At 54.9% G+C, this 26,750-nt stretch carries 19 protein-coding genes; 8 read left to right on the top strand and 11 right to left on the bottom strand.

Features of this window, described 5'->3' with window-relative positions; translation table 11 throughout:
- Positions 1 to 95: 95 nt before the first annotated feature.
- Together D3A97_RS19440 and D3A97_RS19435 are read right to left on the bottom strand one after the other, a co-directional pair.
- Positions 96 to 1,361 carry a YeiH family protein gene (locus D3A97_RS19440; protein ID WP_119080222.1) on the bottom strand — a complete coding sequence of 422 codons (1,266 nt, stop codon included), beginning with the start codon at positions 1,359 to 1,361 and terminating at the stop codon, positions 96 to 98.
- A 10-nt stretch (positions 1,362 to 1,371) separates the two neighbouring features.
- The gene (locus D3A97_RS19435; RefSeq protein ID WP_119080221.1) at positions 1,372 to 2,604 is read right to left on the bottom strand and encodes a nucleoside recognition domain-containing protein; all 1,233 of its coding nucleotides are present in this window, start codon (positions 2,602 to 2,604) and stop codon (positions 1,372 to 1,374) included.
- A gap of 168 nt (positions 2,605 to 2,772) precedes the next feature.
- On the opposite strand from D3A97_RS19435, the gene ychF reads away from it, so the two are divergent.
- Positions 2,773 to 3,876 (top strand): redox-regulated ATPase YchF, encoded by a 1,104-nt coding sequence (ychF, locus tag D3A97_RS19430; protein ID WP_119080220.1) that lies wholly within the window; start codon positions 2,773 to 2,775, stop codon positions 3,874 to 3,876.
- Between the two features lie 105 nt (positions 3,877 to 3,981).
- On the opposite strand, the gene D3A97_RS19425 is transcribed toward ychF, so the two are convergent.
- A complete protein-coding gene (locus tag D3A97_RS19425) occupies positions 3,982 to 6,825 on the bottom strand; it encodes a TonB-dependent receptor (protein WP_232826024.1) in 2,844 nt (947 codons plus the stop codon).
- Positions 6,826 to 7,038: 213 nt separating this feature from the next.
- Positions 7,039 to 8,061 carry a homoserine O-acetyltransferase MetX gene (gene metX / locus D3A97_RS19420; protein WP_232826023.1) on the bottom strand — a complete coding sequence of 341 codons (1,023 nt, stop codon included), beginning with the start codon at positions 8,059 to 8,061 and terminating at the stop codon, positions 7,039 to 7,041.
- 160 nt (positions 8,062 to 8,221) lie between these two features.
- On the opposite strand from metX, the gene D3A97_RS19415 reads away from it, so the two are divergent.
- The 4 genes from D3A97_RS19415 to D3A97_RS19400 all read left to right on the top strand — a co-directional run bounded on the left by D3A97_RS19415 (position 8,222) and on the right by D3A97_RS19400 (position 13,016).
- On the top strand, positions 8,222 to 8,641 hold the full coding sequence (locus tag D3A97_RS19415) for an OsmC family protein (protein WP_119080217.1): 420 nt from the start codon (positions 8,222 to 8,224) through the stop codon (positions 8,639 to 8,641).
- 19 nt (positions 8,642 to 8,660) lie between these two features.
- On the top strand, positions 8,661 to 9,854 hold the full coding sequence (locus D3A97_RS19410) for a trans-sulfuration enzyme family protein (protein ID WP_119080216.1): 1,194 nt from the start codon (positions 8,661 to 8,663) through the stop codon (positions 9,852 to 9,854).
- Between the two features lie 123 nt (positions 9,855 to 9,977).
- Positions 9,978 to 10,337 carry a hypothetical protein gene (locus D3A97_RS19405; protein ID WP_119080215.1) on the top strand — a complete coding sequence of 120 codons (360 nt, stop codon included), beginning with the start codon at positions 9,978 to 9,980 and terminating at the stop codon, positions 10,335 to 10,337.
- 183 nt (positions 10,338 to 10,520) lie between these two features.
- Positions 10,521 to 13,016, top strand: a complete 2,496-nt coding sequence (locus tag D3A97_RS19400; RefSeq protein WP_119080214.1) for a DUF5686 and carboxypeptidase regulatory-like domain-containing protein — start codon at positions 10,521 to 10,523, stop codon at positions 13,014 to 13,016.
- Positions 13,017 to 13,790: 774 nt separating this feature from the next.
- On the opposite strand, the gene D3A97_RS19395 is transcribed toward D3A97_RS19400, so the two are convergent.
- The 5 genes from D3A97_RS19395 to D3A97_RS19375 all read right to left on the bottom strand — a co-directional run bounded on the left by D3A97_RS19395 (position 13,791) and on the right by D3A97_RS19375 (position 22,531).
- On the bottom strand, positions 13,791 to 15,257 hold the full coding sequence (locus D3A97_RS19395; RefSeq protein WP_119080213.1) for a sulfatase: 1,467 nt from the start codon (positions 15,255 to 15,257) through the stop codon (positions 13,791 to 13,793).
- Positions 15,258 to 15,384: 127 nt separating this feature from the next.
- On the bottom strand, positions 15,385 to 17,142 hold the full coding sequence (locus D3A97_RS19390) for a RagB/SusD family nutrient uptake outer membrane protein (protein WP_119080212.1): 1,758 nt from the start codon (positions 17,140 to 17,142) through the stop codon (positions 15,385 to 15,387).
- A gap of 158 nt (positions 17,143 to 17,300) precedes the next feature.
- Complete coding sequence (locus D3A97_RS19385; protein ID WP_119080211.1) at positions 17,301 to 20,672, bottom strand: TonB-dependent receptor; 3,372 nt, start codon at positions 20,670 to 20,672, stop codon at positions 17,301 to 17,303.
- A gap of 36 nt (positions 20,673 to 20,708) precedes the next feature.
- Positions 20,709 to 21,878 (bottom strand): FecR family protein, encoded by a 1,170-nt coding sequence (locus D3A97_RS19380; RefSeq protein WP_119080210.1) that lies wholly within the window; start codon positions 21,876 to 21,878, stop codon positions 20,709 to 20,711.
- A 53-nt stretch (positions 21,879 to 21,931) separates the two neighbouring features.
- The gene (locus tag D3A97_RS19375; RefSeq protein ID WP_119080209.1) at positions 21,932 to 22,531 is read right to left on the bottom strand and encodes an RNA polymerase sigma-70 factor; all 600 of its coding nucleotides are present in this window, start codon (positions 22,529 to 22,531) and stop codon (positions 21,932 to 21,934) included.
- Positions 22,532 to 23,184: 653 nt separating this feature from the next.
- Here D3A97_RS19375 and trhO point away from each other — a divergent pair.
- Positions 23,185 to 24,201 (top strand): oxygen-dependent tRNA uridine(34) hydroxylase TrhO, encoded by a 1,017-nt coding sequence (gene trhO / locus D3A97_RS19365; protein WP_119080207.1) that lies wholly within the window; start codon positions 23,185 to 23,187, stop codon positions 24,199 to 24,201.
- On the opposite strand, the gene D3A97_RS19360 is transcribed toward trhO, so the two are convergent.
- Both D3A97_RS19360 and D3A97_RS19355 read right to left on the bottom strand, forming a co-directional pair.
- Positions 24,198 to 24,899 (bottom strand): LytR/AlgR family response regulator transcription factor, encoded by a 702-nt coding sequence (locus D3A97_RS19360; protein ID WP_119080206.1) that lies wholly within the window; start codon positions 24,897 to 24,899, stop codon positions 24,198 to 24,200. The genes trhO and D3A97_RS19360 overlap by 4 nt on opposite strands.
- Positions 24,896 to 25,924, bottom strand: coding sequence for a sensor histidine kinase (locus D3A97_RS19355; RefSeq protein WP_119080205.1), 1,029 nt, complete (start codon positions 25,922 to 25,924; stop codon positions 24,896 to 24,898). The genes D3A97_RS19360 and D3A97_RS19355 overlap by 4 nt, the downstream gene beginning before the upstream one ends.
- A gap of 146 nt (positions 25,925 to 26,070) precedes the next feature.
- On the opposite strand from D3A97_RS19355, the gene D3A97_RS25440 reads away from it, so the two are divergent.
- Both D3A97_RS25440 and D3A97_RS19345 read left to right on the top strand, forming a co-directional pair.
- On the top strand, positions 26,071 to 26,520 hold the full coding sequence (locus tag D3A97_RS25440; protein WP_119080204.1) for a DUF6934 family protein: 450 nt from the start codon (positions 26,071 to 26,073) through the stop codon (positions 26,518 to 26,520).
- 11 nt (positions 26,521 to 26,531) lie between these two features.
- Entirely contained in the window at positions 26,532 to 26,744 is a 213-nt protein-coding gene (locus D3A97_RS19345; protein ID WP_157986639.1) for a hypothetical protein, read from the top strand.
- The last annotated feature ends 6 nt before the right edge of the window (positions 26,745 to 26,750 follow it).

Below are 26,750 nucleotides of genomic sequence, written 5' to 3'. Positions count from 1 at the left end.
ACGGCCTATCGTTGGGCCGGTTACCACCCCGTCCCCCCAACACCCCCGCCCCCCGCCTGTGCGGGGCCGCTTCTTTGTTATTGGCTGCCCTGTATTTACGGTTTGCCGAACAGCACGCCGCCAAATATCAGGTAAGCCATGGCCAGCGTTACCAGTATGTTGAACAGCTGCGCAATAATGAAGGCCATGGCCGGGCGGCCATTCTCCATTTTGAAAATATCGGTGAACCTGGTTTCCAGGCCTATGCAGGCAAAAGCCAGGGCAAAGAAACAGGTTTGCAGGTCCTTGATGTTGCCTTTCACGGCCTTTACCGTGTCTGGCGGCAGTATGAAGGAGAATACGAGCGATACCAGCACAAAACCCAGCACAAATTTGGGAAAGCGGTCCCAGATGGTGCGCAGGCCCGGTTTGGGCTGGTTGGTCTCTTTTTTGGAATACGTCCACCAGATGGAAATGAAGAAAGCGGCTACGCCCAGCAGCACGTTCTGCGAGAACTTCACGAGCGTGGCGTATTTCAGCGCTTCTTCGCCGAGCATGGTGCCCGCGGCCACCACGGCGCCGGAGGTATCTATGGTGCCGCCCAGCCAGGCGCCCGCCACTTCGGGGGTCATGCCCATCCATTTGGCAATGTAGGGCATGAATATCATCATGGGGATGGCTACGATCAGCACCAGGGAGATCACATGGCTGAGTTTCTTGTTGTCTCCCTCAATGGCGCCGGAAGTAGCAATGGCGGCAGATACGCCGCAGATGCTCACCGCGCTGGAGATCATCATCCGGAACTCATCGTCCAGCCCGAACTTCTTGCATAACCAGAAGGTGGTGTACCATACGGTGAACACCACTACCACGGATTGTAAAACCCCCAGGCCGCCGCCTTTCAGTATTTCCTGGAAAATAATGCCGGCGCCCAGCAGCACCAGGCCGGTTTTGATGAACAGCTCCGTTTGCAGCACGGGTTTGATCCATTCCGGCAGGCCGGTTACGTTGCTGATAAAAAGGCCCAGCAGCAGGCTGAAAAGCACAATTTCAATACCCAGGTCGCGCACCCAGGTGTTGCCGGTGATCACCTGCGCAAACATGGAAATGATCATAATGGCCAGCAGGCCCGTGGCCAGGCCGCCGCTCAGTTTTTTACCGCCCAGCAGAAAAGCGGCTACCAGGCTGCCCAGCATCCAAAGGAAGAGGCCGCCCATGCGGGAAAGGTTGGAGCCGTTGCCGAGCTGCTCCATCAGCTCGCCGCCGCTGCTCCAGGAAAATTTGGGCATGGCGGGGTGCAGCCCCACAAGGATCAGCACAATGCTGGCAAAGGCCAGTATCACGGCAACCCAGTCTTCATGTAATGGTTTTCGTTCTTGCATCAGTTAATGGTTAGTGAAAAAAGAAATATCCTATCAGAATGGCCGCTACTACGCCCACTACATCGGCCACCAGGCCACAGGCAAGGGCATGTCTTGTTTTTTTGATATTCACGGAGCCGAAGTAAACGGCCAGCACATAAAAAGTAGTTTCCGTGGAGCCTTGCAGGATGCAGGCCATGCGCCCCTGGAAGGAGTCCGCGCCGTAGGTCTGCATCACTTCCACCATTAGCCCCCTGGCGCCGCCGCCGCTGAAGGTTTTCATGATCCCTACCGGCAGGGCGGGTACAAAGTCCGTATTCAGGCCCAGCGCGGCCACGGCCATGGCAATGCCGTTGGTGATAAAATCCAGGCAGCCGGTTACCCTGAACACGCCAATGGCCACCAGTATGCCCACCAGGTAGGGGATGATCATCACGGCGGTGGTGAAGCCTTCCTTGGCGCCATCTATAAAGGTCTCGTATACGTTGATCTTTTTTTTGACGCCCATCAGTATGAAAGCCAGCAGCACGGCAAATATCATGATGCCGCCCACGGTGGCCGTGTATGCGGCTATCTGGTCAGAGGGCATATTGTGCATCCAGGTGTAGATGCCGAACATGAGCAGCAGGAAGCCGCCCACAAATACCAGCACGGGCAGGCGGAACAGGTTGATGCGCTGTACCATGGCCACGGCTACAATGCCGGATATGAAAGAGATAAAAGTGCCCAGCATGGTGGGTATAAAAATATCCGCCGGGTTGGCCGCCCCCATGGACAAGCGCACGGCCATTACGGAGGTGGGGATGAGGGTGATGCCGGCGGTGTTCAGCACCAGGAACATGATCTGCGAGTTGCTGGCGGTATCTTTATCCGGGTTGATATCCTGCAGTTCTTTCATGGCCTTGAGGCCAATGGGGGTGGCGGCATTGTCCAGCCCCAGGGCGTTGGCGGAAAAGTTCATCACAATGGAGCCCATGGCGGGGTCTTTTTTGGGAATGCCGGGGAAGAGCCTGGAAAACAGCGGGTTCACCCATTGCGCCAGCTTTTCTATTACGCCCGCTTTTTCACCTACCTTCATGATGCCGAGCCAGAAGGTCATCACCCCTGTAAGCCCGATGGCTATTTCGGCCGCCGTTTTCCCGTTCTCGAAGGTGCCCGTGATCATTTCCCCGAAGATCTTCGTATCTCCCTCAAAAATGAACCGGTAGAGCGCCACTATAAACCCTATCACGAAAAAGGCGATCCAAACATAATTTAATGCCATAGCAGTCAGTTACAAATTATTGCGGAACAAAATAGGGAATAACGGCGGAAAATAAGGAATTACTGACGAAATAAATAAATAATTAAATAACAAAAAGAAATAATTCGTAACCTGTAACTGGCAAATCATAAGCGGGAATGTGTTATCTTCGCGCAAATTTTTGAAGAAATGGCTTTACAAGCAGGAATTGTAGGATTACCGAACGTAGGAAAATCAACATTGTTCAACGCAGTTTCCAACAGTGCCAAGGCGCAGGCGAGCAACTACCGCTTTTGCACTATTGAGCCGAATGTGGGCCTGGTAGACGTTCCTGACGAGCGCATCTCCAAGCTGGAAGAGCTGGTGAAGCCTAACCGCACGGTGCCTACCACCATTGAGTTCGTAGACATTGCCGGGCTGGTGAAAGGCGCCAGCAAGGGAGAGGGCCTGGGCAACAAGTTCCTGGCCAACATCCGTGAGGTAGACGCTATTGTGCATGTGATCCGCTGTTTTGAAGACGAAAATATTCTCCGTGACGAAGGGGCCATTAACCCGGTATCAGACAAGGAGATCATTGATACCGAGCTGCAGCTGAAAGACCTGGAGAGCGTGGAAAAGAAGATAGCGCGCACGGAAAAGATGGCCAAAACCGGCGGTGACCCCAAGGCCAAAGCCGAGTTTGAGGTACTGAAACGCTGCAAGGAGCACCTGGAAAAAGGCAAGAACATCCGGGAGCTGGGCCTGGGCAAGGAAGAACGCAACGCCATTGCAGACCTCTTCCTGCTCACCGAAAAGCCGGTACTGTATGTGGCCAACGTAGATGAGGCCTCCCTGCTCACCGGCAACAAATTTTCCGAAGCGCTGAAAGAGGCCGTAAAGGCTGAAAGAGCGGAAGTGATCGTGATGAACAACTCTATTGAAGCGCAGATCACGGAAATGGAAGACCCGGCAGACAAGGAACTGTTCTTTACCGAATACGGCCTTACGGAGCCGGGCCTGAACCGCCTGATCCGTTCTACCTACAAGCTGCTGGACCTCATTACCTACTTTACGGCCGGCGTGCAGGAAGTGCGCGCCTGGACCATTCACCATGGCTGGAAAGCGCCGCAGGCGGCCAGCGTGATCCATACGGATTTTGAAAAAGGCTTTATCAAGGCGGAAGTGATCTCTTACGAAGATTTCGTGAAGTACGGCTCAGAGGCCGCCGCCCGCGATAACGGCCGTTTACGCATTGAAGGCAAAGAGTACGTTGTGAACGACGGGGATGTGATGCATTTCCGCTTCAACGTATAGACCAAAGATACCCATGAGCGATCATGAGGGTTACAACAAAATCAGAAGGCCTCCCGGATAACCGGGGGGCCTTCGCTATTATGGCAAATAAACAGGAACCGGAGGTTATCTGAACAGCTCGTCAAACGTGAGGCTGAGGTAGTACACGGCGCCAATTCTCGGGTTGCCGAAAGAGGTCTCGTAATATTTGTTCAGCAGGTTGGAGCCGCCCAGCTTGATGGTGGTTTTGGCGGTGGGGATGCGGTAGCTGATCATCCCGTCAAGCGTGCTGTAGGCGGGCACTTCGTTCACGCCAAAGGTAGAGTTCCAGGTGTACTCGTCCTGCCAGCGGAAGTTCAGGTTAAAGCCGATGTTCTTGTACACGTTGCGGTTGCCCAGGCCCAGGTTGAAACGCACCTTGGGCGTGTTGAAATCGTTGTACAGGCTGGCGGGTTTCTTCGTCATGTCGTTGTAAGACACGTTGCCGCTTACGTTCCAGGTGTTCACCACGTAGTCAAGCCCCAACGCCCAGCCCTGGGTCACTACTTTTTCCGGGTTGTTCACCACGGTGGCAAAAATATTGGCGCTGGCCAGGCCGGCGGGCGTACCGTCTGCCGTTTGCAGCAGTACAATGGTGTTGATGAAGTCTTTATACGCGTTGTAGTAATAATAGGCGTCTATGAGCAGCCTGCCCTTGATGAGGCCGCGGTAGCCCACTTCGTACGCCTGCACGCTTTCCGGCCTGAACTCCGTGAAGGTGTGTTTCTGCAGGTCCGCCACGTTGCCCGTTTGCTGGAAGCGCTGTACGCTTTCCTGCGTATACCCCTCGTTGGTGTTGAGCTGGTATTTGTTGATCAGCTCGGGGATGCCGCCTATCTGGCGGGTTTGGGCGCGCACCAGCAGGTCTATGTACTGGTTCTGGGTGGTGGGGTTGCGGAAACCGGTCTGGTAAGAAAGGCGGATGTTATTGTCTTTGGCCACGGTAAACACGCCGGTGAAGCGGGGTGTGAAGCGGCCTTCAAAGTTCTCGTTCTTGTCAAAACGCACAGAGCCGGTGAGCTTGATGCGGTCATTGGCGAACTTTTTACCTACCTGCAGGAAGGAGCCGTACTCGTCTATCTTGATCTCGCGGTTGGCATCGTCGAAAATGGTGCCGCCGGAGTTGAGGGCGTAGCGGCGGTAAGAGGCGCCTACCTGCAATTCAAATATTTTGATGAGGTCTGAGAAATTGTACATGCCTTCGTAATGGTAAAGGTTGGTCTTGTCGTCAAACTTAGCCCCGTTTTTGCCGGGGCCCACGCCGATGTATTTTTTGGAAATGGAATCCTTGGCGGCGGCAAACTCCGGGCTGCCGGGGGCAAAACGCCCCTGGTCCGCCGCGGCGCGGGCGGCGGCATGGGCGGCCTCATCGCTGGCGCCGAGTGATTTGGCGCCTACAAAGTTGCCCACATACTGGGGGAACCAGGTTTGGCTGGGCTTCCAGCCTTCATTGATGAAAGAGGCCAGGGCCGTGGCGTTGTACGCCTCGCCGGAGCGCTCCTGCGTGGTATAGCCGCGCAGGAAGTAGTTTTTGCCGCGCAGCTCCAGTTTATATTGCCCCAGGTTGAAATTGCTCAGGGAGTAACGGTCTGTGCCTGTATACACGCTGGTGCCCATGCCCCAGTTGGCCTGGGCTATCAGCTCCAGGTCTGAATGGAAGCGGTAGTGCAGGGCGGTGCTGGTACGCAGGCTTTTGGCGCCGTAGTCTACCAGGTTCACCTCGTTGTAGCCGGTGCGGGATACGTTGGAGTTGGGAATAACACCGCCGGCCATGCCGAGGAAGAAGGGGCGCGTTGTGGCGTTGGTGGAGAGGAAGTTGGCGATCTGCGTTTCAGACGGCGGCACGCCGCCGGAGCCGGCCATGTATTGGGCAATGTACCCGGCGCGGCCCTGCGCCAGTACGGCGTTGGCTACAGACTGCATGTTCTGGCTGATCTCGTCTCCATATACGTTGATGCCATCGTAATTGGGATCGTCCCGGTGGCTGTAGCCGGGTTTGGTCTTGAGGCCCAGCCGGTCAAAGTTGGTGGAGTCTACGGCCTGCCAGTCTTCCACCTGCATATAACCCACGTTCACCTTGAAGGCGAATTTGCCGAAGGCCTTGGCGTACCGTGCGGAAATATCCGGTATAAAACCTACAGACCCGCGCGGGGAGGGGCCTACGTGGTTGATGGCGGCTTTCAGCTGCACGCTGAGGCCCTGGTAGTCAAAGGGGCTTTTGCTGTTCATGAGCAGCGTGCCGTTGATGCCGCCCGCGCCGTACAGGGCGGATGCCGCACCGGGCAGCAGCTCTACGCTTTCCACGTCCAGCTCGGAAATGCCCACAATGTTGCCTACGGAAAAGTTGAGGCCGGGGGCCTGGTTGTCCATCCCGTCAATAAACTGGTTAAAGCGCGTGTTGCCGTTGGCATTGAAGCCGCGGGTGGTGATGGAGCGGAAGGTATAGCTCTGCACGCTGCTTTCCACGCCTTTCAGGTTGGTGATGCCATCATAGAAGCTGGGAGCCGGGGCCTCGCGGATGGCGCGCGTGCTCAGCTTTTCAATAGACACCGGAGATTCCAGGATGCTTTGGGTAACGCGGCTGGCGGATACCACTACTTCCTGCCCGAGTATTTCGGTGGAGGCCAATTGTACGTTCACGGCCTGCCCGGCATCGGTCACCGCCACCTCCTGGGATTTGAAGCCTACATAGGAGAATACCAGCGTGAGCGGGAGGGAGCGGGTGGTGTTGAACCTGAACTCGCCGCTGGCGTTGGTAACGGCCCCGGTGGCGGCCCCTTTTACGGAAACGGTTACACCAGGCATGCCCTGGCCGGTGGAGGAGTTAACAACAGTGCCGGTAAGCGTGTGTTGGGTTTGGGCCCGGCCGGTTTGCCATGTTGCCAGCAACATTACAAACAGCAGGCACTGCATACGTAAAGTGCATTTCATACAGTAGAATTTAATGAGGAGATTTGGCTGATCCGAAAAGGTGTTTAGATAATGCTTTAATTAAATGTAAGCAAAATTCACGTGAGGCGCGCGCGGCGGTTGTAACCGTTTTTAAATTATACCCAGAAGTTAAGGGTTTTTTGGATAAACGAAAAAAAATCTATTAATGTATTGATTAATAGTCAATTAAAGTGCTGAATAAATCTGATATAACTATTCCTCTTCCAGGAACCCGGCCAGTATGCGGCCTATTTTTTCGAACTCTATCAGGAACCCGTCGTGGCCGTAAGGGGAGTCTATTTCGTGGTAAATGGTGTTGAGCATGTGGGTGGCCAGCAGCACTTGTTCTTCCGGCGGACATAAAATATCGCTGGTGATGCCGATCAGCAGGGTTTTCTGGGTGATCTGGCGCAGGGTGGTCATCACTTCTTCGTGCCGGCCCCGGGCTATATTATGGCTGTCCATGGCTTTGGTGAGCAGCCAGTAGCTTTGGGCGTTGAAACGTTTCACCAGCTTGTCTCCCTGATAGAGAATATAGGACGATGCCTTGAAGTGGTCCGTTTTTTCCTTGTCGGGGTCTGTTTGGGTGCGCACAAAGGTGTGGTAGTTGCGGTAGGTGAGCATGCCAATGGCCCTGGCCGCCTTGAGGCCCTTGGCGCCTGCCTGGGGCTGCGCTTCTTCCCAGCTGCCGTCTGCCTCAATGGCCAGCCGCTGCGCGGTATGCACGGCAATGCCCCAGGGGCTTTCCGCCGCGCCGGTGCAAAGGAGGAAGAGCCTGCCTATGCGCTCCGGTTCCATCAGCGCCCATTCCATTACCTGGTAGCCGCCCATGGAGCCGCCTACCAGCAGCTGTACCTGTTCTATGCCCAGGTGTTTGCGGAGCAGCATGTGCGCGCGCACAATGTCCCGGATGGTGACCTGCGGAAAGGTGCGGTACCAGGGCGCGCCCGTGGCCGGGTTCACAGAAAGCGGCCCGGAGCTGCCATAGCAGGAGCCGAGTATGTTGGCGCAGACAATAAAATGTTTTGCAGGATCTATGACCCGCCCTTCGCCTATCAGGCCCTGCCACCAGTCCGCCACGTCAGCATTGGCGGTAAGGGCATGGCATACCCACACCACGTTATTGGCATGCCGGTCAAGCGTTCCGTAAGTATGGTAGGCAATTTCCAGCCCCGGCAGCACCGCGCCGGACTCGAGCGTAAATGGTTGATGGCTATGGAAGGTTTGCAATGGCACCTGCTAACAAAATTTGCGCAAACCTACAAAAGTCAGATACGAATTACAAATTACATGTAACTAATTATGGCGTATGAATGCGGCTTGTCATATAATAGTACCGGTTATTTATTATTTTACCGGTTTACCAGTAAATTTGCCAATAAATCAGCAAACGCATATGAAGATCGCTTTACAGAGAATAGACGACGGTTTCAACATGGAGGCGGTGGACGAGCAGGGCCACAAGGTTTTGATGGACTCGTCCGTAGAGAACGGGGGGAAGAACAACGGGGTACGCCCCATGCAGATGCTCATCATGGGCCTGGGCGGCTGCTCCGCCATTGACGTGGTGATGATCCTGAAAAAGCAGCGCCAGGAGATCAAAGACCTCCGCATTGAGATAGAAGCGGAAAGGGAAAAGGGCAAAGAACCGTCTCTCTGGGAAAAAGCGCACATCGTGTTCCACCTCACCGGCAACATAGATGCGGACAAGGCGGCCCGCGCGGTGGAGCTGTCCATGAACAAATACTGCTCCGTGGCGGAAACGCTGCGCCAGGGCAAAACCGGCCTCACCTGGGAAATAAAGCTCAATCAATAGGCAGATTCAAAGCAAGCGCATGAAGAAAAGAAGGAACAAACCAACCTGGCATCCTGAAACACAAGCCATCAGGATACAATCCGAACGCACGGCACATATGGAACACAGCGGCCCGCTGTACCTGACCTCCAGCTTCTGTTATGAAGACGCGGAGTCTATGCGCGCCGCCTTTGCGGATGAAACGGACGCTTACATCTACTCCCGTTTCAGCAACCCTACCGTACAGGAATTTACAGACCGCATGTGCGCCTTGGAAGGGGCGGAGTCGGGTTTTGCCACCGCGTCCGGCATGAGCGCCGTATTCGGCAGCTTCATGGCCTTCCTGAAAACGGGAGACCACCTGCTGTCTTCCGCCTCGGTATTCGGCTCCACCCACACCGTGATCACCAAATTTTTACCGAAGTGGGGCATTGAGCATACGTACTTCGACCTGACCCAACCGGAAAGCGTGGAAGCGCTCATCCGGCCCAATACAAAAATGATCTTCGTGGAAACGCCCTCCAACCCGGGCCTTGACCTGATAGACCTGGAGGCGCTGGTGAAAATAGCGAAGCGGCATAACGTGATCGTGAACGTAGACAACTGCTTTGCCACCCCCGCGCTGCAAAAGCCGATTGCCCTGGGCGCAGACCTTGTAACGCATTCCGCCACCAAGTGGATAGACGGGCAGGGGCGCGTGCTGGGCGGTATTGTGCTGGGCCGCAGGGAACTGGTGGACGAGGTGCGCGCCTTTTGCCGCAGCACCGGGCCGGCCCTGTCTCCCTTCAACGCCTGGGTACTGAGCCGCGCGCTGGAAACCCTGCACGTGCGCATGGCGCGCCACTCCGGCAGCGCCCTGGCGCTGGCCACCGCGCTGGAAGGCAACGCCAGCCTGGAATGGGTGAAATACCCCTACCTGCCCAGCCACCCGCAGTACGCCATTGCCCAACAACAAATGACGGGCGGCGGCGGCATTGTATGCTTTGAGCTGAAAGGCGGGCTGGAAAGAGGGCGCCGCTTCCTGGACAAGCTGGAGCTGCTGAGCCTTACCGCCAACCTGGGAGACAGCCGCAGCATTGCCTCTCACCCCGCATCCACCACGCATGCCAAGCTCAGCGAGCAGGAGCGGCTCAACGTGGGCATCACGCCCGGGCTCATCCGCATTTCCGTGGGCCTGGAACATGCGGGAGACATTCTGCAGGATATTGAGCAGGCGTTAGACGCCAGTAAATAAATGAATACCGGGCGCAGCGCGCTGATGTTGCGCCCGGTATTGTTTTGCCACCCCTAACATCACCTGCCCCATATTTCCAGGATTCTTTAAATTGTGTACTGTTTAAATTATATTGTCTGTTCTATGCGTTTTATCCTCTCCCTATTACTGACGGCCGTGCTGGGTTACATCCTGGGCATTTTCCTGGACTGGTGGAGCGTGGCCCTGGCCGCGTTCGTAATAGCCCTGTTATACCCGCAGCCGCCCGGCAAAGCCTTTCTCAGCGGCTTCCTGGCCGTTTTCCTGCTGTGGGGCGCGCTGGCCACCGTGATGGACATACGCAACGGCCACATCCTGGCTACCCGCATGGCCAACCTCATTCTTCAATCGCCGTCACCCGGCCTCCTGATAGTGATCACCGCGGTGCTGGGCGGCATAGTAGGGGCGCTCAGCGCCCTTTCAGCGGCTGTGTTGCGGTACCGGAAACCCGCCCGGCGCGCCTGAAATAAACTGAACGGTTATTTCCCGGAATCGCTGCAACGGATAAACAGGCCGTTTGAAAGAAGATCATGGCTTGCCGGCGCCTGCCAAAAGATGGCGGCCGCAGGGAGCGCCGCACTTGTTAAAGTTGCTTTAAAACACCGGCAGGCGCGCATACCGTGTAGGGGCATCCGTTATTTTTGATATATGATGAGATATCTACTCCTTTCCCTGCTTTTGTTTGTTGCTGTTCAAACCCGCGCCACCCTCATCAGGGGCACCGTTTCCAACCAGAAGGGCGAGCGCCTGCCGTTTGCCACCGTCATGATCAAGGGCACCACCAACGGCGTAACCACCAACGCAGACGGTGTGTACCACCTGGAAGTAGCCGCCGGCAGCTATACCATTGTTTGCCAGTACATGGGCTATACAAAGGAGGAAAAGCCGGTACAGGCCGCAGGGGCGGAGGTACAGGCAGACTTTGTGCTGCAGCCGGTCAGCATGCAGATCAGGGAAGTGGTCATCAGGTCCGGTGGGGAAGACCCTGCCTATGCCATCATCCGCCAGGCTATCAAAAAACGTTCTTTTTACCAGCAGCAGGTCAAAAAATACACGGTAGACACGTACATGAAACTGCAGGCCAAAATGCGGAAGATGCCCAAAAAGGTATTTGGCAAGAAAATAGATACGGAAGATGTAGGGGTAGACTCTACGGGCAAGGGCATCTTCGGGCTGTCAGAATCCGTTACCCGTGTGTCTTACGAAGCCCCCAACACCAAGCTGGACGTGATCTCCAGCCGCCAGAGCGGCGGCGGCCTGGGTTTCAGCATTCCCGCCACCATCAGTTTTTATGATAATAACGTGGAAGCCATTACCTCCCAATTGGGCCCCCGCGGTTTTATTTCCCCCATTTCCGAAAACGCCATCTTTTATTACCGGTACCGGCTGGAAGGGTCTTTTATGGACGATAACAAGCTGGTGAACAAAATAAAAGTGATGCCCCGCCGTAAATACGAACCGCTGTTTGCCGGGTATATTTTTATTACGGAAGACGACTGGCGCATTCACAGCACAGACCTGATGCTCACCAAAGAGTACCAGCTGGAGTTGCTGGACACGCTGGTGATACGGCAAACCCACGTACCCGTTACGCCGGAAGTATGGCGCACCAAAGACCAGGTGGTATACCTGGCCCTGAAGATGTTCGGGTTTGACGTGGTGGGCAATTCCGTGCAGGTATATTCCAACTACAACCTCCACCCCGTGTTCCCGAAAGGCTTTTTCAACAAGGTGATCATGAAGTATGAAAAAGACGCGGCGCAGCGCGGGTTGCAATATTGGGACAGCATACGCCCTGTACCGCTGGAGGCGGACGAGGCGCGTGACTTCAAGGTGAAAGACAGCATTGCCCAGGTGCGGCGGGATTCCGCCCGCTCCCGTTACCACCTGGATTCCCTGCGTAAAAAGCCGCAGCAAGTGTCTGTGCAGGACGTGCTGCTGAACAGCTGGGGCCATACCTGGTACTTCAGGCGGGACACCGCCATACAAGTCCATCGTTTCAACATGCGCTCCCTGCTCAGCGGCCTCAGCTACAATACGGTAGAAGGCGTGTCCCTGGCCATTGAGCCCAGCGTCAGCTTCAGCCTGCCGCGCCGCCGCGTGCTCACCTGGACCAACAATGTGCGCTACGGTTTCAGCAACACCCACCTCAACGCCTACACGGGCCTGCGCCTCTTCGGCAACAGCGAAGACGGCTTCGGCTCCCGCAACGTGTGGACGCTGGAAGGCGGCAAAAGAGTGCTGCAGTTCAACCGGGAAAACCCCATTGGCCCCATCATGAACTCGCTGTACACCTTGTTGCTGAAAGAGAACTATATGAAGCTGTACGAAGCCTGGTTCACCCGGGCGCAGTTTTCCCGCAACTTCCAGAACGCCATGTACCTGAGCGCCGAAGTGAATTACGAGAACCGCCTACCGGTAGAGAACACTACAGACTTTGTGGTGTTCAAAGACAGCCGCAAAACCTTTACGCCCAACCACCCGCAGGAGCTGGCCGCCATTCCCTTTGAACGGGAGCAGGTGCTGACCGTATCAGGCACCCTGCGTTACCAGCCCGGCCAGCGCTTCATAGAATACCCGCGTTACAAACAGGCCATCGGTTCCAAATACCCCACCTTCACGCTGCAATACACCAAGGGTTTTATAGACGGTGATTTTGACAAATGGAAATTCAGCGTGCGGGACGATATGAATTTCAAGCTGCTGGGCGCCTTGCAGTACAACCTTTCCGCCGGCGGTTTCTTCAACAACCGGTCCGTCAGCATCCCTGACCTGCAGCATTTCAACGGCAACCAGACGTTTTACAACATCAAGTACGTGAACAGTTTCCAGCTGGCGCCATATTACCAGTACAGCACGTCCGCGGGCTTTTACGCTACGGCCAATGTGGAGCACCACTTCAACGGCCTGCTGACCAACAAGATACCCTTGTTCAACCGCCTCAAATGGAACCTGGTGGCAGGTTCCAATGCGTTCTACGTGAACCGCGCCAATAACTATGTGGAAGTATTTGCCGGCCTGGAAAACATTTTCAAAGTGATACGGGTGGATGTGGTGGCCGGTTACCAGAGCCAGGCGGATACGCGTGTAGGCGTACGCGTGGGTTTTGGGGGGATATTGGGGCGTGCCTTCAAGTTTGAGTGACGGGAGATGCGCTGCTTGCAGCGGATGAGGGTGCGTTCAGCATTGATGGTTATCCAGGTGGGGGATTGATAAAAAGTTGATAGTTTATTTACAATATTGTGTATTTACTTGTGCGCTGTGCCCAAAACGTCAACGTACGGCTACTGTTCGGTGATCCTTCGGTCAACCTTCGGTTAAACACCCTCAAACCCGTACTGGCACCGAACAACACCGAACAATCACCGAAGGATGGCAGGAGGATGTCAGCAGGGTGAACGGGTTTTTTGTGTTTTCTTGCTTTATGTGCCTCATTTTGGGCGTTTGTGACGGTTGGGGTCAATGGGTCGTGAAGGTGGGAGAACGGGTTGAAAAGGGGCTGAAAAGGGGTTTTGACGATACTTTCGGCAAATGGTGGCAAGTTGCCAGCCGCGGGGTGGTATATTGAAATAATAATACAAATGTAAACAATGTAAAGTCCCGGCGTCTTTGTGCCGGGGCTTTACATTGTTATGCGGTCTGCGTTTTTGGTGAGTGCCGGATGCAGCTATTCTGCAGCCTTCGTTTTGGTGGGTGGCGAATGCAGCTATTCTGCGGCCTGCGTTTTTGATGAGTACCGGATGCAGCTATTCTGCAGCCTGCGTTTTGGTGAGTGGCGAATGCAGCTATTCTGCAGCCTGCGTTTTTGGTGAGTGCCGGATGCAGCTATTTTGCAGCCTGCGTTTTGGTGGGTGGCGAATGCAGCTATTCTGCGGCCTGCGTTTTTGATGAGTGCCGGATGCAGCTATTCTGCGGGTTTTATTGCCCGAACACACCGGTGTTCCCTTTTTCCCATTCCTTCATCAACTCGGCCACCAGCGCCGGTTGTTCCGCCGCTATGTTCCGGTTTTCGTACGGGTCTGCCTGGTGGTCGTATAACTCTACGGTGGGCGCTTCCGTACGGAAATATTTGGTGAGGCGGTAGCGCGGCGTGCGTACGGTAATGCCCTGCCTGAAGTAGCTGTAGGCCACGTCCCGCCAGTCAGGCGCCGCGTTGGGAGCCGTGAGCAGCCGTGCAAAGCTGGCGCCGTCTGTTGCTACCGGTGTGTTCACGCGGCACAGCTCCATGAGAGTGGGGTAGATGTCTGTTGCGCTCACTACCCGCTCGCAGGTAAAGCCGCCTTGCATGCCCGGTGTTTTTACCAGTAGGGCGCTGCGGAGAGACCATTCAAAGATGGTGTGTTTGCCCCATACCAGGTCATCTCCCAAATGCCAGCCATGGTCTCCCCAGATCACCACAATGGTGTTTTTGTCAAGCCCATTCTGCCTGAGCGCGGCCAGCAGCTTGCCTACCTGTGCGTCTATGTAGCTGATGGCGGCGTAATAGGCATGGCGCAGCTTGCGGGCGTAGGCGTCAGATACCGGGCCTTCCAGGGAAGGTTTTTCGTCTCCCGCCTTGTAAGACTTGAACTCTGCGCTGGGGTGCAGGCTGGCGGTGCTTACATTAGCGGGGATGCCGGGAGAAGGGGTAAGCGAAATGCGGGACTCGTCATACAGCTTCCAGTATTTTTCCGGCGCGTTGAAGGGAAGGTGCGGTTTGAAAAATCCTACACCGAGAAAGAAGGGTTGTTTTTTACCGGCCAGCTCCTTCAGCTTTTTGACGGCCAGCGCGGCCGTAAGCCCGTCAGGGTAAGCATCATCCCCGCCGGGGCCTGCTTCATATGGTTTTACTTCGCCCTTCCTGCTCTGGCGGTTGGAGCCGTCCGCATAGGCAAAAAAGGCGTTCCAGCCGGTTTCCCATTTACCGGCGTCCATCAGCATTTCATCCCAGCTGTTGGGCAGCTCCAGCTCGTTGCCGCGGGGCGCGGTGTAGGGATAAACATACCCGTCCGCGGAGTGGCTGATCTTGCCGATGCCTACGGTATAGTAGCCATTGCGGCGCAGGTTCTCAATGAAGGTTTCCGGCTTTTCGCCGCGGGGCTTGCCGGTGATCGTTTTTTCAGCGGCGTCGTTGCTGAGCGCCACTTTTGTGCGCGGGTAGCGGCCGGTGAGCAGGGCGGCCCTGGACGCGCCGCAGGTAGGCACGGCCACGTACTGCCGGTTGAACACCACCGCCCCGGCGGCAAATGCGTCTATATTGGGAGAATGTACTTCCTTGTTGCCATAACACCCGAAATCGGGCCGCAGGTCGTCTATGCAGATGAACAGTACGTTCGGCTTTTGCTGCGCCGCAGCGGTGAGGCAGAGCGAGAGCAGCAGCAGGGCTGTTAGTCTGAGGTGGTGCATGTGTGTTGTTGTTGTTGTGTTGGGCCCGCTGACGCGCCAGCGGGCTTATATGATCATTCGCTGCGCCGGTGTTGATGCCGCAATGGTGTATTGGGCCATTGTTACCGCATTTTTACCCGCAGCATGTTCAATCGTTCTCCGTGATCTCCGTCAGCGGCGGCTGGTTCTTTTCAGCGCCGGGGTAACCCATGTTCTGGTTGATGACGCCGAGCGTATTGGTGTTGATCACTTCCGCCGGCACCGGCCACAATACATGGTGCGGGCTGATGCGGCATTCGTTCTCGCCCCATTTCAGGTGGCTTTGGTAGAAGTTGTTTTTGGCCATCACCCTGTCATACCAGTAATTTTTGGTGCTGAAGTTTGCCAGCGTGTACCCGTTGAGGTTGTTTGTGGCCATAATATAGGAAATCCTGGTCAATTCGGATTTGCGGAACTCTTCGGCATACAGCTCCCTGGCGCGCTCGTCCAGGATGTACTCGATGGTAACGTCTGCCGCGGTGATCTCCTGGGCTTTTACCCGCCTGCGGATGGCGTTGATGTCTTCCGCGGCGGCGCCGTAGTTTTTGAGCCAGTAATAGGCTTCCGCGCGCAGCAGGTAGGTTTCCGCCAGGCGGTAAATGTACCAGTCCCCGTTGCCGCCGTTGGGCACCTGCCCGGCGCCGCCCTGCGGCACGTAGGCAATGTAATAGGGGAAAGAAAAATAATGCTGGAAGGTGTCTGCCTTTGCCCGCAGCCGGTTGGGGTCTATGGGTTTGCCTACGTCTACGGAACGGGGATTGTTGTATTTCAGCTCTTCCTTGAATATCCAGTTCCCGTCCAGGCGGCGGAGGTCGTTCGGGTCTGTCCACAGCTCGTACTGGTAGTAGTTGGACGGGCGGAGGTTGGCGTTGCCGCGGCCCAGGCTGTCATACTGGAGGCCATTGTCTACCGTGCCGTTGGCGCCCCGGCTGTCCAGCACGCGCGTCCACCAGGTGGGCGTGTAGTTGCGCATGGTAAAGGTGCCGCTGGTGCGGGCGTCTTGCGGCAGCTCAAAGCGGTCTATAGTGCCCAGTATGGTCTCCGTGTTGGCGGCGGTGTGAATATTGGGCGGGCGGTGCAGGTCCCAGATGTAGTTGCGGTACGGCTTGGATGCGTCTATGCCGAAACGGGCCTGCACCAGTTTATGTTTTCCGTCTATGATGGCGGTGGCGGTGGTAACGGCCTTTTCAAAATTGCCGGTGGCCAGGTAGATCTTGGTGAGCAGGTGAAGGCCGGCGGCTTTGGAAGGCGCGCCGGGCACGGTGGTTTCCGGCAGCCACTGCACGGCAAACTCCATGTTTTCCGTGAGCTTTTGCAGAATGGTGGTGCGGGCGTGCGTTTTGAAATCCAGCCGGGGCGTGGTCAGCTCCTGGCCAATAAAAGGCACATCGCCATACTCATGCACCAGCAGGTAATACCAGTAGGAGCGGTGAAAATAGGCCTCCGCCAGTATGGTGTTACGGTCTTGTTCGCTGGCCCAGGTAATGGCGTCTATGCGTGTAATAACGGTGTTGGCTACACGGATGGGGCGGTAGCTCCATTCATAGTTGTCCAGCACAGAGTAGTTGCCGTCCGCGCTGGGCGTTACCTGCAGGTCCATGTTGCGGATGCCGTTGTTGTTCAGCGGCCCGGCGGCGCCCAGTTCGGAGAACACGCCTTCAGATACCACGGTATGCAGCTCTCCGTAAAAGGAGTTGCGCAGGTTTTTGCGGAGCGTGATCATAAAGGCCTCGTAGCCCTTTTTATCTATGAGCAGGTTTTCCGGCGCAAAGAAAGACAGCGGCTTTGGCTTCAGCCAGTCTTTGGAGCACGAGAGCAGCAGCACGCTGCAAATAACCGGCAGTAGTATATGTTTGAAGAGTTTCATCTGTTAATATTTATTTTTACGGGCCAGATGACATCGAAGATGCATCGAGGCAAATAAGATTTAAACATGCCCGAGATAAATCTCGCACTAACATGGCCCTGTGTGATAAAATGTATCATGCTCGGTTTCATTTTTCCACATTTAATGTTAAGCATGCTTTACAGCGTTGTATTTAAACCCACGGAGAAGATGCGCGGCATGGCGTTGTTGCGTGACTCCGGGTCCCAGCCTGTCCATTTGGTGACGGTGAGCAGGTTGCGCGCGCTGGCAAATACTTTCAGGGCAGACAGCTTCACCGGCGCCAGCAAAGCCTTCGGGAAGTTGTAGGCCACAGACAGGTCTTGCAACCGCAGGAAGGCGGCAGACTCGTACATCACAATGCCCCCTTCGTACGCAATGGTGTTCACGTTCAGGCGCGGGTAACGGCTGGAGGGATTGGTTTTGCTCCAGTAGGGCAGGTCCCAGGCGTTGCTCCGGTCATACACATTGGAGCCGGAGCGGTTAAAGTCACCTCTTGCGCCGTACTGGCCCAGGTCTGCGCGGAAGAACACCATTACCTCTATGTTTTTGAGAATGGTAAAATCGTTCCGGAAGCCGAGCTGGTAACGCGGGGTGGTGTAGCCGAGAAATACCTTGTCGTCAAACTGGCGGTAGGCGCTGTCTCCGTTCACATCGCGGGCGCGGAAGTCTCCCGGCGCCAGGCCGTACTTTTTGGCCGCGTTGATCTCAGACTGCTGCCAGATGCCCGCAATGTCATACGCCCAGATGCGGTCTATAGACTGGCCGGGGAACCAGCCGTTGGCATAGTCCGGTACTTCGCGGGTTACTTCTTTACCGTTGATGATGCGGGTCTCATAATCGCCCCAGAGCTTTTCTATCTTGTTGCGGTTGGCGGTGAGGGTGAAGGTGGAGCGCCAGGAGAGGCGTTTGTTGTCAACGTTGTGCGTGCTGAGGTTCAGCTCCAGCCCTTTGTTGGAGAGCTGGCCCAGGTTGGTGTTCATGCTGGCATAACCGGTGATGATGGGCAGCGAGCGGTTGAGCAGCAGGTCGTTGGTGAAGGAGCGGTACACATCGAGCGTAACGTTCACCCTGTTGCTGAACGCTGTGAGGTCAACCCCGGCGTTCCAGGATTCGGTTTGTTCCCATTTGAGGTTGGGATTGGCCATAGAAGCGTTGGTAACACCGGTGAGCACCAGGCTGCCGTCTGAATACACATTGCGGTCAAGATTGGAGAGGGCGGCGTACGTACCTACAGCACGGTTCCCGTTTACACCCCAGCTGGCGCGCAGTTTCAGCTGGTCTACCCATTTTGCCTTAAAGAACGGCTCGTCTGAAATACGCCAGCCCAGCGCCACAGCAGGGAAGTCGGCACGGGGGTGCATCTGCCCGAAGGCGGAAAAACCGTCTCTGCGCCACGATGCGGTAAGCAGGTATTTGTCTTTGAGAGAATAATTGAGGCGGGCCATCAGCGCATCACCGGTCTGTACCATGTCATTATTGGTGAGGGTGGGATTGCTCCCGAACTGCAGGCCGTGCCAGGAGAGGTTGCTGTTAGGCTGGAAGTTCTCGTTGGTTTGCCGGGAGTTCCACCGTTGCAGTTTTTCAGCGTTGGCCAGCAGCGTAACATTAAAGGAATGGCGTCCGAATGTTTTGTTCCAGCGGAGAATGTTGTCTACCATCCATTCATAGGTATTCTCGTCTTCCCTTGTGCCATAGCCATTGGTATGGCTGATGCCGCCGGTGGGCGTATTGGAAGGCCAGAACTGGTAATCGCGCGTGTTGGCCAGCCTGTTCTGGAACGAAATGCGGTAGCTGAACCCGAAGGGCAGCGTTATTTCGCTGTAGAGCGTGGCAAACAGGGCGTTGGTCTTATTGAACTGGTCTTTGTACCGGTTGTCCAGGAAGGGGTTGCGGAAGAGGGCGTCATCCTGCGGGTTGAACTTGAGGGTGCCGTCTGCGTTGTACATGCTGCCGTAGGGACTGAAATCGTCCAGGTTGTCGTTGTTCACCGGAACGGCGCTGTTGTCTGCCCCGGAGAACTGGGAGTTGAGGCCGATCCTGATAAAGTCCGCCACGCGCGCGTCCAGGTTGAGGCGGGTGCGGAAGATCTTCACTTCATCGCCCCTGATAATGCCTTTGTTGCGGGTATAGCCGGTAGAAAAATAGTAGTTGATCTTGGGCGCGCCGCCAGAAACGCTGATGTCATAATTCTCGCGCAGGCCTTTCTGCATCACCTCATCGTACCAGTTGGTAGTTCTTCCGGCCAGGTAGTTCTGTATTTCCGTGGCGTTGAGGTTGAGGCGGCCCAGCCATTCCATGGTATCGTTAGCGTTGGGGTTGTTGCTGAAGCCGCGCCACTGGTCAAGAGACACGCTGTCTGGCAGGTTGAAGGGGCTGGCGTAATAATAAGGGTGCTGCGGCTTTACAATGTCGAACAGGTCTTTACGGAACTGAAGATAGCCCTGTGGGCCCAGCGGCTTGTAATCGTTGGCCGCTTCCGCATAACCTACCGTGGCGGAGAAGTTGATCACCGGCAGGCCGGTGGCGCCTTTTTTGGTGGTAACGATGATAACGCCATTGGCGGCGCGGGAACCGTATACGGCCGCGGCGCTGGCATCTTTCAGCACGTCTATGGTGGCTACGTCCGATGGGCTGATGTCCCGCAGGTTGCCGTTATAGATCACCCCGTCCAGCACAATGAGCGGAGAGGTTTGGCCTTGCATGGAGTTGACACCCCTGATCTCCAGCGAGCCGCCGCCCTGGGCCGAGGTGCCCTGGTTGGAGCTGAGGCCGGCTATTGTGCCGCTGAAGTATTCCGTAAGGTTGGTGGCGGCCTGTGTATTGTATTTTTCAGCGTCAACGCTGGTGATGGAGCCGGTAAGGTCTTTCTTTTTGGCGGTGCCGTACCCCACTACCACCAGCTCATTGAGGCCGGCTGCTTTTTCTTTCAGTTTTATCTCCACATGCGTTTTGCCCTGCAGCGTTACCTGCTGCGTTTCAAACCCGATGAAGGAAAATTCCAGCACCGCGTTGGGCTCCGCACGCAGGGAAAAGGTGCCGTTGGGCGCGGTGGTAGTACCCTGCGGACTGCCCTGGATGCGCACGGTAACGCCGGCCAGCGGGGTGCCGTCTTCATCAGTTACCAGGCCGGTTACCTGGGTGGGCTGCGCTGCCGGCGCAGTGGTTGCCGCCGGCGCTTTGCGGGGTTTTACAATGATGATCTTGTCTGTAATGGAATAGGTAAGCGGTTGCGCCGCGAAGACCGTTTGGAGCACCTGCTCCAGGTCCCCGTTCTTTACATCGAGGGTAACCGGTACTGCTTTTTCCAGCGCGTTGCTGGGGAAAACGAAGTTGTACCCGGTTTGTTCCCTGATCTTTTTCAGCACTTCCGCCAGCGGCATGTTTTTCTGTGAAATGCTGACCTTTTGCCCGTAAGAAACGGTGCCGGACAGCAGGCATACGGCCAGCAGGCTAAGCACAGCGGACCTTAGCAGCATGGCGGCGCTTTTGAAAAATGAATTTTCAAACATACATCATACTTTAATTGGTAACGAATGAGGGATCATCTACGGTGAAACAATAATGCGGCCGTCTTCAATGGTGTAGTGCAGGCTGCCTGTTTCCTGCAGCACGTCAAACACCCTGGACGCTTTTACATTGCGTGGAATAGTACCAGTAAAACGTTGTGAAATATTTCCCCTAATAACAATTTCTACATCATACCACAGGGAGAGCTGCCTGGCCAGCGAGGCCATGTCCGTGCCATTGAGCCAGAACACGCCGTTTTTCCAGGCCATCACCTGGTCCAGGTCGGCATTACGCACCAGCTGCAGTTCTCCGCTGCCGGTGGCCAGCGCCTGCTGGGAAGGTTTGAGGGTAAGGGAAGCGCCGTTCCTGGTGACCCTTACGCTGCCGGTGAGCAGGGTAGTGGCCATGCTTCCGTTTTCATACGCTTGTACGTTGAAGCTGGTGCCGAGCACGTCTATGCGTGTGCCGGCGGCCTGTACAATAAAAGGCTTTTGTGCGTCTGCCGCTACTTCGAAGTATACTTCGCCCACTACATCTACCTTGCGTTCCCTGCCTGTAAATACGTTAGGGAAGCGGATGGAAGAGCCGGCGTTGAGCCATGCGCGGCTACCGTCTGGCAGCAGCAGCTGGAACTGGCCGCCCCGCGGCGTGGTGAGCGTGTTATACACCACTTCCCCGGTATGGCCGCCCGATGCGCGGTAGGCCAGCCGGCCGCTGTCCAGCTTTACGATGCTGATATTGCCCTGCGTGCCTACCTGGCCGTTGGCCGCGCTGTCCAGCACCAGTTCAGTACCGTCTCCCAGCGTCAGAATGGCTTTGTTGCCACCCGGCGGCAGGTCTTTTTTATGCGGCTGCTGTGCAGCCAGGGCCGGGGCCTGGGCCGGCTTTTGCCGCAGGGCAAAATATGCGCCCGTGGCCACGCAGAGTACCAATACCGCCGCGGCTACGCGCGGCAATAAACGGCGCCAGGCGGCGGCGGGCCTGGCGGCTTTGGCCTTCCGGAACTTTTCCGCCCATTGCCCGTGGCTGAGTAAAGGCGGCGCATGGCGCGCTGCTTCCCAAAGCTCCTGCAGGCGGCCGGTGAGAACATCTTCCTGTTCCCGGTGCTGCAGCAGCTCCCAAAGCTCGGCATACTCTTCTTCAGTAATGGTATCCTGCAAATACCGTTGAAAAAGATAGTCCTGGCGCTGTGATGCGTTTTGTTCCATAACAGAGAGACGTTAAAAAAAGAAGGGTGTACTAATGGGCGGGGAAATTTTTTTTACCGGGTGAGCAGCATGCAGAGCACGATCACATCCAGGCCGGGGGAAATATGGGAGCGGATCACCTGCAGGGCCGCGGAAAGATGGTTGCGTACGGTATTGGAAGAGAGCTGCAGTTTTTCAGCGATCTGTTCATAGGTAAGGTGATGGTCCCGGCTGAGGAGGAACACCATTTTGCGCTGGGGAGAAAGCCCTGCCGCCGCATGGCGGATGCTGGCCTCCAGGTTTTCCAGGAGAAGCGCTTTATCCGCCGCGTCTGCCGCATGCTCCTGCATGTGCTGCCAGAGGGCTTCCTGTTTACGCCGGCTCTTTTTCACCTGCCGCAGGAAATCAAGCGCCTTGTTGCGGGCTACTGTGAAGAGAAAGGCTTCCAGGTTCTCTACCTGGCGCATGCTGGCGCGGCCGTTCCATATTTTCACGAAAATGTCCAGCACAATTTCCTCCGCTGTTTCCGGGCTCTTGCATACTTTCATCAGGTACGCCAGCAGCCGGTTGCGGTAACGGGCAAACAGCTCGTTGAACGCATGCTCATTGTCTAGTATTACATGGCTGATCAGCTCACTATCCGTATAGCTATCGTAAGAATGTTCAGTTTTCATCGTACTGGTCCTGTGAATCTTGATAGTTTAGGTTTGCAGGCCCTTATTGGTTGATAAACGCCTTTTTTGCGGCGTAAACATAATCGTGGAGTAGTTACCTTGGGTCTAAGGTAGAAAAAGAGAATTATATATGCAACAAAAAATCCGGGGCTGACCCAAAAGCATTGTGCATGCTTTTTGATTAGCCCCGTTTGCTTGCCTTGATATCTTTGGTCAGGAACGTTCCATTCTTCTGCGGTAGCTTCTGGCGGACGAGCTTTTGGGGTTCTTGTTTTCCCCGCCAAAGAAATACACTGCGAGCCTGTACGCCCAAAGGCCTAATACAACTGCGAAAAAATAGTAAGCGTAAATATTCATATAGGTTCTGTTTAGGGTTAAATAATGTACTGTCCTCACGGGGTCCTTCTCTTGCAATACCCTCCCTTTTTCGAATATCGTGCCATACTTTTTAACGCATACATGCATGAAAAATCATTATAAATGAATGAATTGAATAATCTGTTGTGGTTTTCAATATATTAACAGCCATGCAAACAAGGGTAGCCCATGTGGAAAAGATTTTTCGTACCTTTGCGGCGTTCTGCCAAACGGCTATTTGGCAGGCAGTATAAACAGAATTTTGTTCGACCGGCGTTCGTCCTTAAAATTCAAACATGGTATTACATAACAGATTGTCTGCCACAGAGCTGAAGCAGCGGCTGGCAGCGGAAACATTCCAACGCGTAACGGTTTCATTCTACCAGTACGCCAAAATTGCAGACCCGCAGGCATTCAGGGACAGCCTGTATATTTCTCTCTCCGCCCTGGGCGTTTTTGGCCGCATTTACGTGGCGCACGAAGGTATCAATGCGCAGATCAGCGTTCCCGAACATCACTTTGAGGCATTTAAGCAACAGTTGTATACCATTCCGTTCCTGAACGGCATCCGGCTCAATATTGCGGTAGATGACAACGGCAAATCTTTCTGGGTATTGAAGATCAAGGTGCGTGACAAGATAGTGGCAGACGGCATTACAGACCCCGCGTTTGACATGGAAAAACGCGGCCGCTACGTAGATGCGGCAGCATTCAACAAACTGACGGAAGACCCCGATACGGTGATCATAGACATGCGCAACCATTATGAGTATGAAGTGGGGCACTTTGACAAGGCGCTGGAGGTACCTTCCGCCACGTTCAGGGAGCAATTGCCCATGGCGGTGCAAATGATGCAGGGGCATAAGGAGAAGAACATCATCATGTACTGCACAGGCGGCATCCGTTGCGAAAAAGCATCTGCCTACATGCTGCACCAGGGTTTCAGGAACGTGTTCCACCTGGAAGGCGGTATTATAGAATACACCAACAAGGCCCGGGAACAGGGGTTGCCCAACAAATTCCGCGGCAAGAACTTTGTGTTTGACGAGCGCCTCGGCGAACGCATCAGTGAAGACATCATCAGCCAGTGCCACCAATGCGGCGCGCCTTGCGATACGCATACCAATTGCGCCAACGAAGGCTGTCATCTTCTTTTCATCCAGTGCGAAAAATGCGCGGCCAAATACAACGGGTGCTGCAGCGAGGCCTGTACCGATGTGCTGGCGCTGCCGGAGGAAAAACAGGCGGAGCTGCGGAAAGGGGTGGACAAGGGGCTGATGTTGTTTAACAAACGGCGGAAGCGGACGCCCTAACGTTTCAGGTACCGCTTGTTCAATATCTTTTCCATCACTTCATCTTTCAGGTTCCTGCTCACGGGAACATGATGCTGCCCTATCACCAGCTCGTTCCCGTCAATGCTGGTGATCTTGTCAAGGGCCACAATAAAGGACTTGTGTACTTTCACGAACCTTTCCGGGGGCAGGTATTCTTCCACGCCTTTGAAGGTGAGGTAGGTGGTGAACTTGCGGGCAGGCGTGTGGATGGCCACATAATTCTGCAGCGCTTCCACAAAAAGTATGTCTTCATAATTGATCTTTTCCAGCCGGTTATCGCATTTAATAAAAAAGTAGTTGGCATCTTTCTTCTGCTGCGCGTCCAGGTAGGCGCGGGCTTTCATGACGGCTTTCATGAACCTTTCGAAAGAGACCGGTTTGAGCAGGTAATCCAGCACGTTCAGCTCAAAACTTTCCACGGCGTAGTCAGGATGGGCGGTAGTGAATATGACCAGCGGCGGCCGGGGCAGGGAGCGGAGCAGCTCCAGGCCCGTCATGCGGGGCATTTGTATGTCCAGCAGCAGCAGGTCTACAGGCTGCGTTTGCAGGGTGGCCAGGGCTTTTACGGGAGAATCGCATTCGCCCGCCAGTTCCAGGAAGGGAATGTCTGCTATGTATTCCCGGAGGCCTTTGCGGGCCAGTGGTTCATCGTCTACTATGAGGCAGCGGATGGTCATGTTACGTGCAGGTTGAGTGTAACGGAATATAGTTCTCCACCATTTTGTATCTGCAACAGGTGTTTACCGGGATACAGCAGTTCCAGCCTTCTTTTTACATTCACCAGCCCGATGCCGCCGTTTGTACCGGCGGGTTTGTTCTCGCGGGTGTTTTGCACCGAAAGCAGGAACCGGCCTTCGTTCATGTGCATGCGGATATGGATGAAATTGGGGGAGAGGTGGGAAGATACATGTTTAAAAGCGTTCTCTATAAAGGGGACCAGCAGGAGCGGGGCAATGCTGAAGTCTTTCACGTCAGGCGCGCTGTCAAACTGTATCTGGTATTGTTCCCCATGCCGCAGGCGCTGAATGGCCACGTAGTTGCGGAGGTACAGCACTTCCTTTTCAATACTGATCTTTTCCGTATTGCATTCATACAGCTGGTACCGCAGCAGTTCCGAGAACTTCATCAGTGTTTCGCGCGCTTCGCGGTTTTCCTTGTCTATGAGGAAGTAGATGGTATTCAGAGAATTGAAGAGAGAATGCGGGTTGATCTGGGAGCGCAGGTATTGCAGCTCCTGTTCCGCACTGGCGCGCAGGGCGTTCTGCAGGCGGTTGAGGGTGCGGAGCTGGTCTATGTAGAATTTGATGCCGGCCGCGGCGCCTACCATAAAAAAGAGGGGGATGTACACGTCGTACAGCTGGCTGTTGAGCGTTTGATTGGGCCAGTGGGTGATGCTGGAAGCATAAGGTTGCAGGATGAGGTCCAGCAGTTTGATCACAATAAAGCCGGTGATGAACACGAGGGCGGTGAACGCCAGCAGGAAAGCGAAGTACCGTTTGGTGTACAGGTAACGGGGGATGAGCGCGTAGTTGGTAAAATAGACGGCGGCGGCGAGAGACAGTACTTTCAACAGGCCGGCGAGGACGGTGGGCCGCACATCCGGGTAATCATCTATCCGCAATGTGAGCCATACCACAAAAAATGCCAGCCAGAACAGCACGTGGTGAAGGCGCCAGTGGATGATCTTTCGGAGAACGTTCATACGGCAATTTAAATGTAAGCATTTTGCGGCACATTCAGATTACACGAAGGGCGGGGAATGCGGGACGAAATGCAAAATAAAAAATCACAGGTGTGAAAAATACCGAAAAGGAAGACGTTTATTTGTGTTCAATTGTTTGTTAGCTTATGTATTTGGAAAGATATCCGTATTCCGTCAGTGTTTCATCATTGACGTACACATTTGACAGTGTTGGCCCGAGGGGCGTTATCCCTAAAATTGTGCGGTACAATTTAGAGAACATGGGGTGGGGTACCTATTTAAACCTGGCTTTCGGGAATCAGTGCAGCGGTGAGCATATTGATACATTGAGTATCAGTAATAATGGAGACAAGGCAAAGCTGCTGGCTACTGTAGCGGCAACAGTGATAGACGTGACCAGCAGGTTCCCGGACATGATGGTATACGCGAAGGGCAGCACGAGGGCCAGAACAAGGTTATACCAGATGGGGATATTCGGGCATTGGGACCTGATAGCCCCGTTGTTTGACGTGTTTGCCTACATCCACGGTATATGGGTGCCGGCTGAGAAGAACGTGAATTACGATGGGTTTGCAGTTAAAAGAAAACTTATATAAAACCGATCATTATGTATTTAAGAAAAAAGCGCCGGCATGTTATGAACGATGCCGATATCGCGGAATTGCGCACGGAAAATTGCCCATTTTTATTGCAGGCACGCAAGGAAGCCCGGGATTTTCTCGAAAAGCATCCGTTACCGCCTGAATTTTTGAACAGGCGGCCGCTCCGGGTGGCTGAAGTGCAGGAATGCACGGCAACGGGCAGTCAGGAAAAGAATTGACGGGCG

This window comes from Chitinophaga alhagiae, from assembly GCF_003568665.1.
GTDB lineage: Bacteria > Bacteroidota > Bacteroidia > Chitinophagales > Chitinophagaceae > Chitinophaga > Chitinophaga alhagiae.
This window is presented reverse-complemented; position numbering and strand designations above follow the sequence as displayed.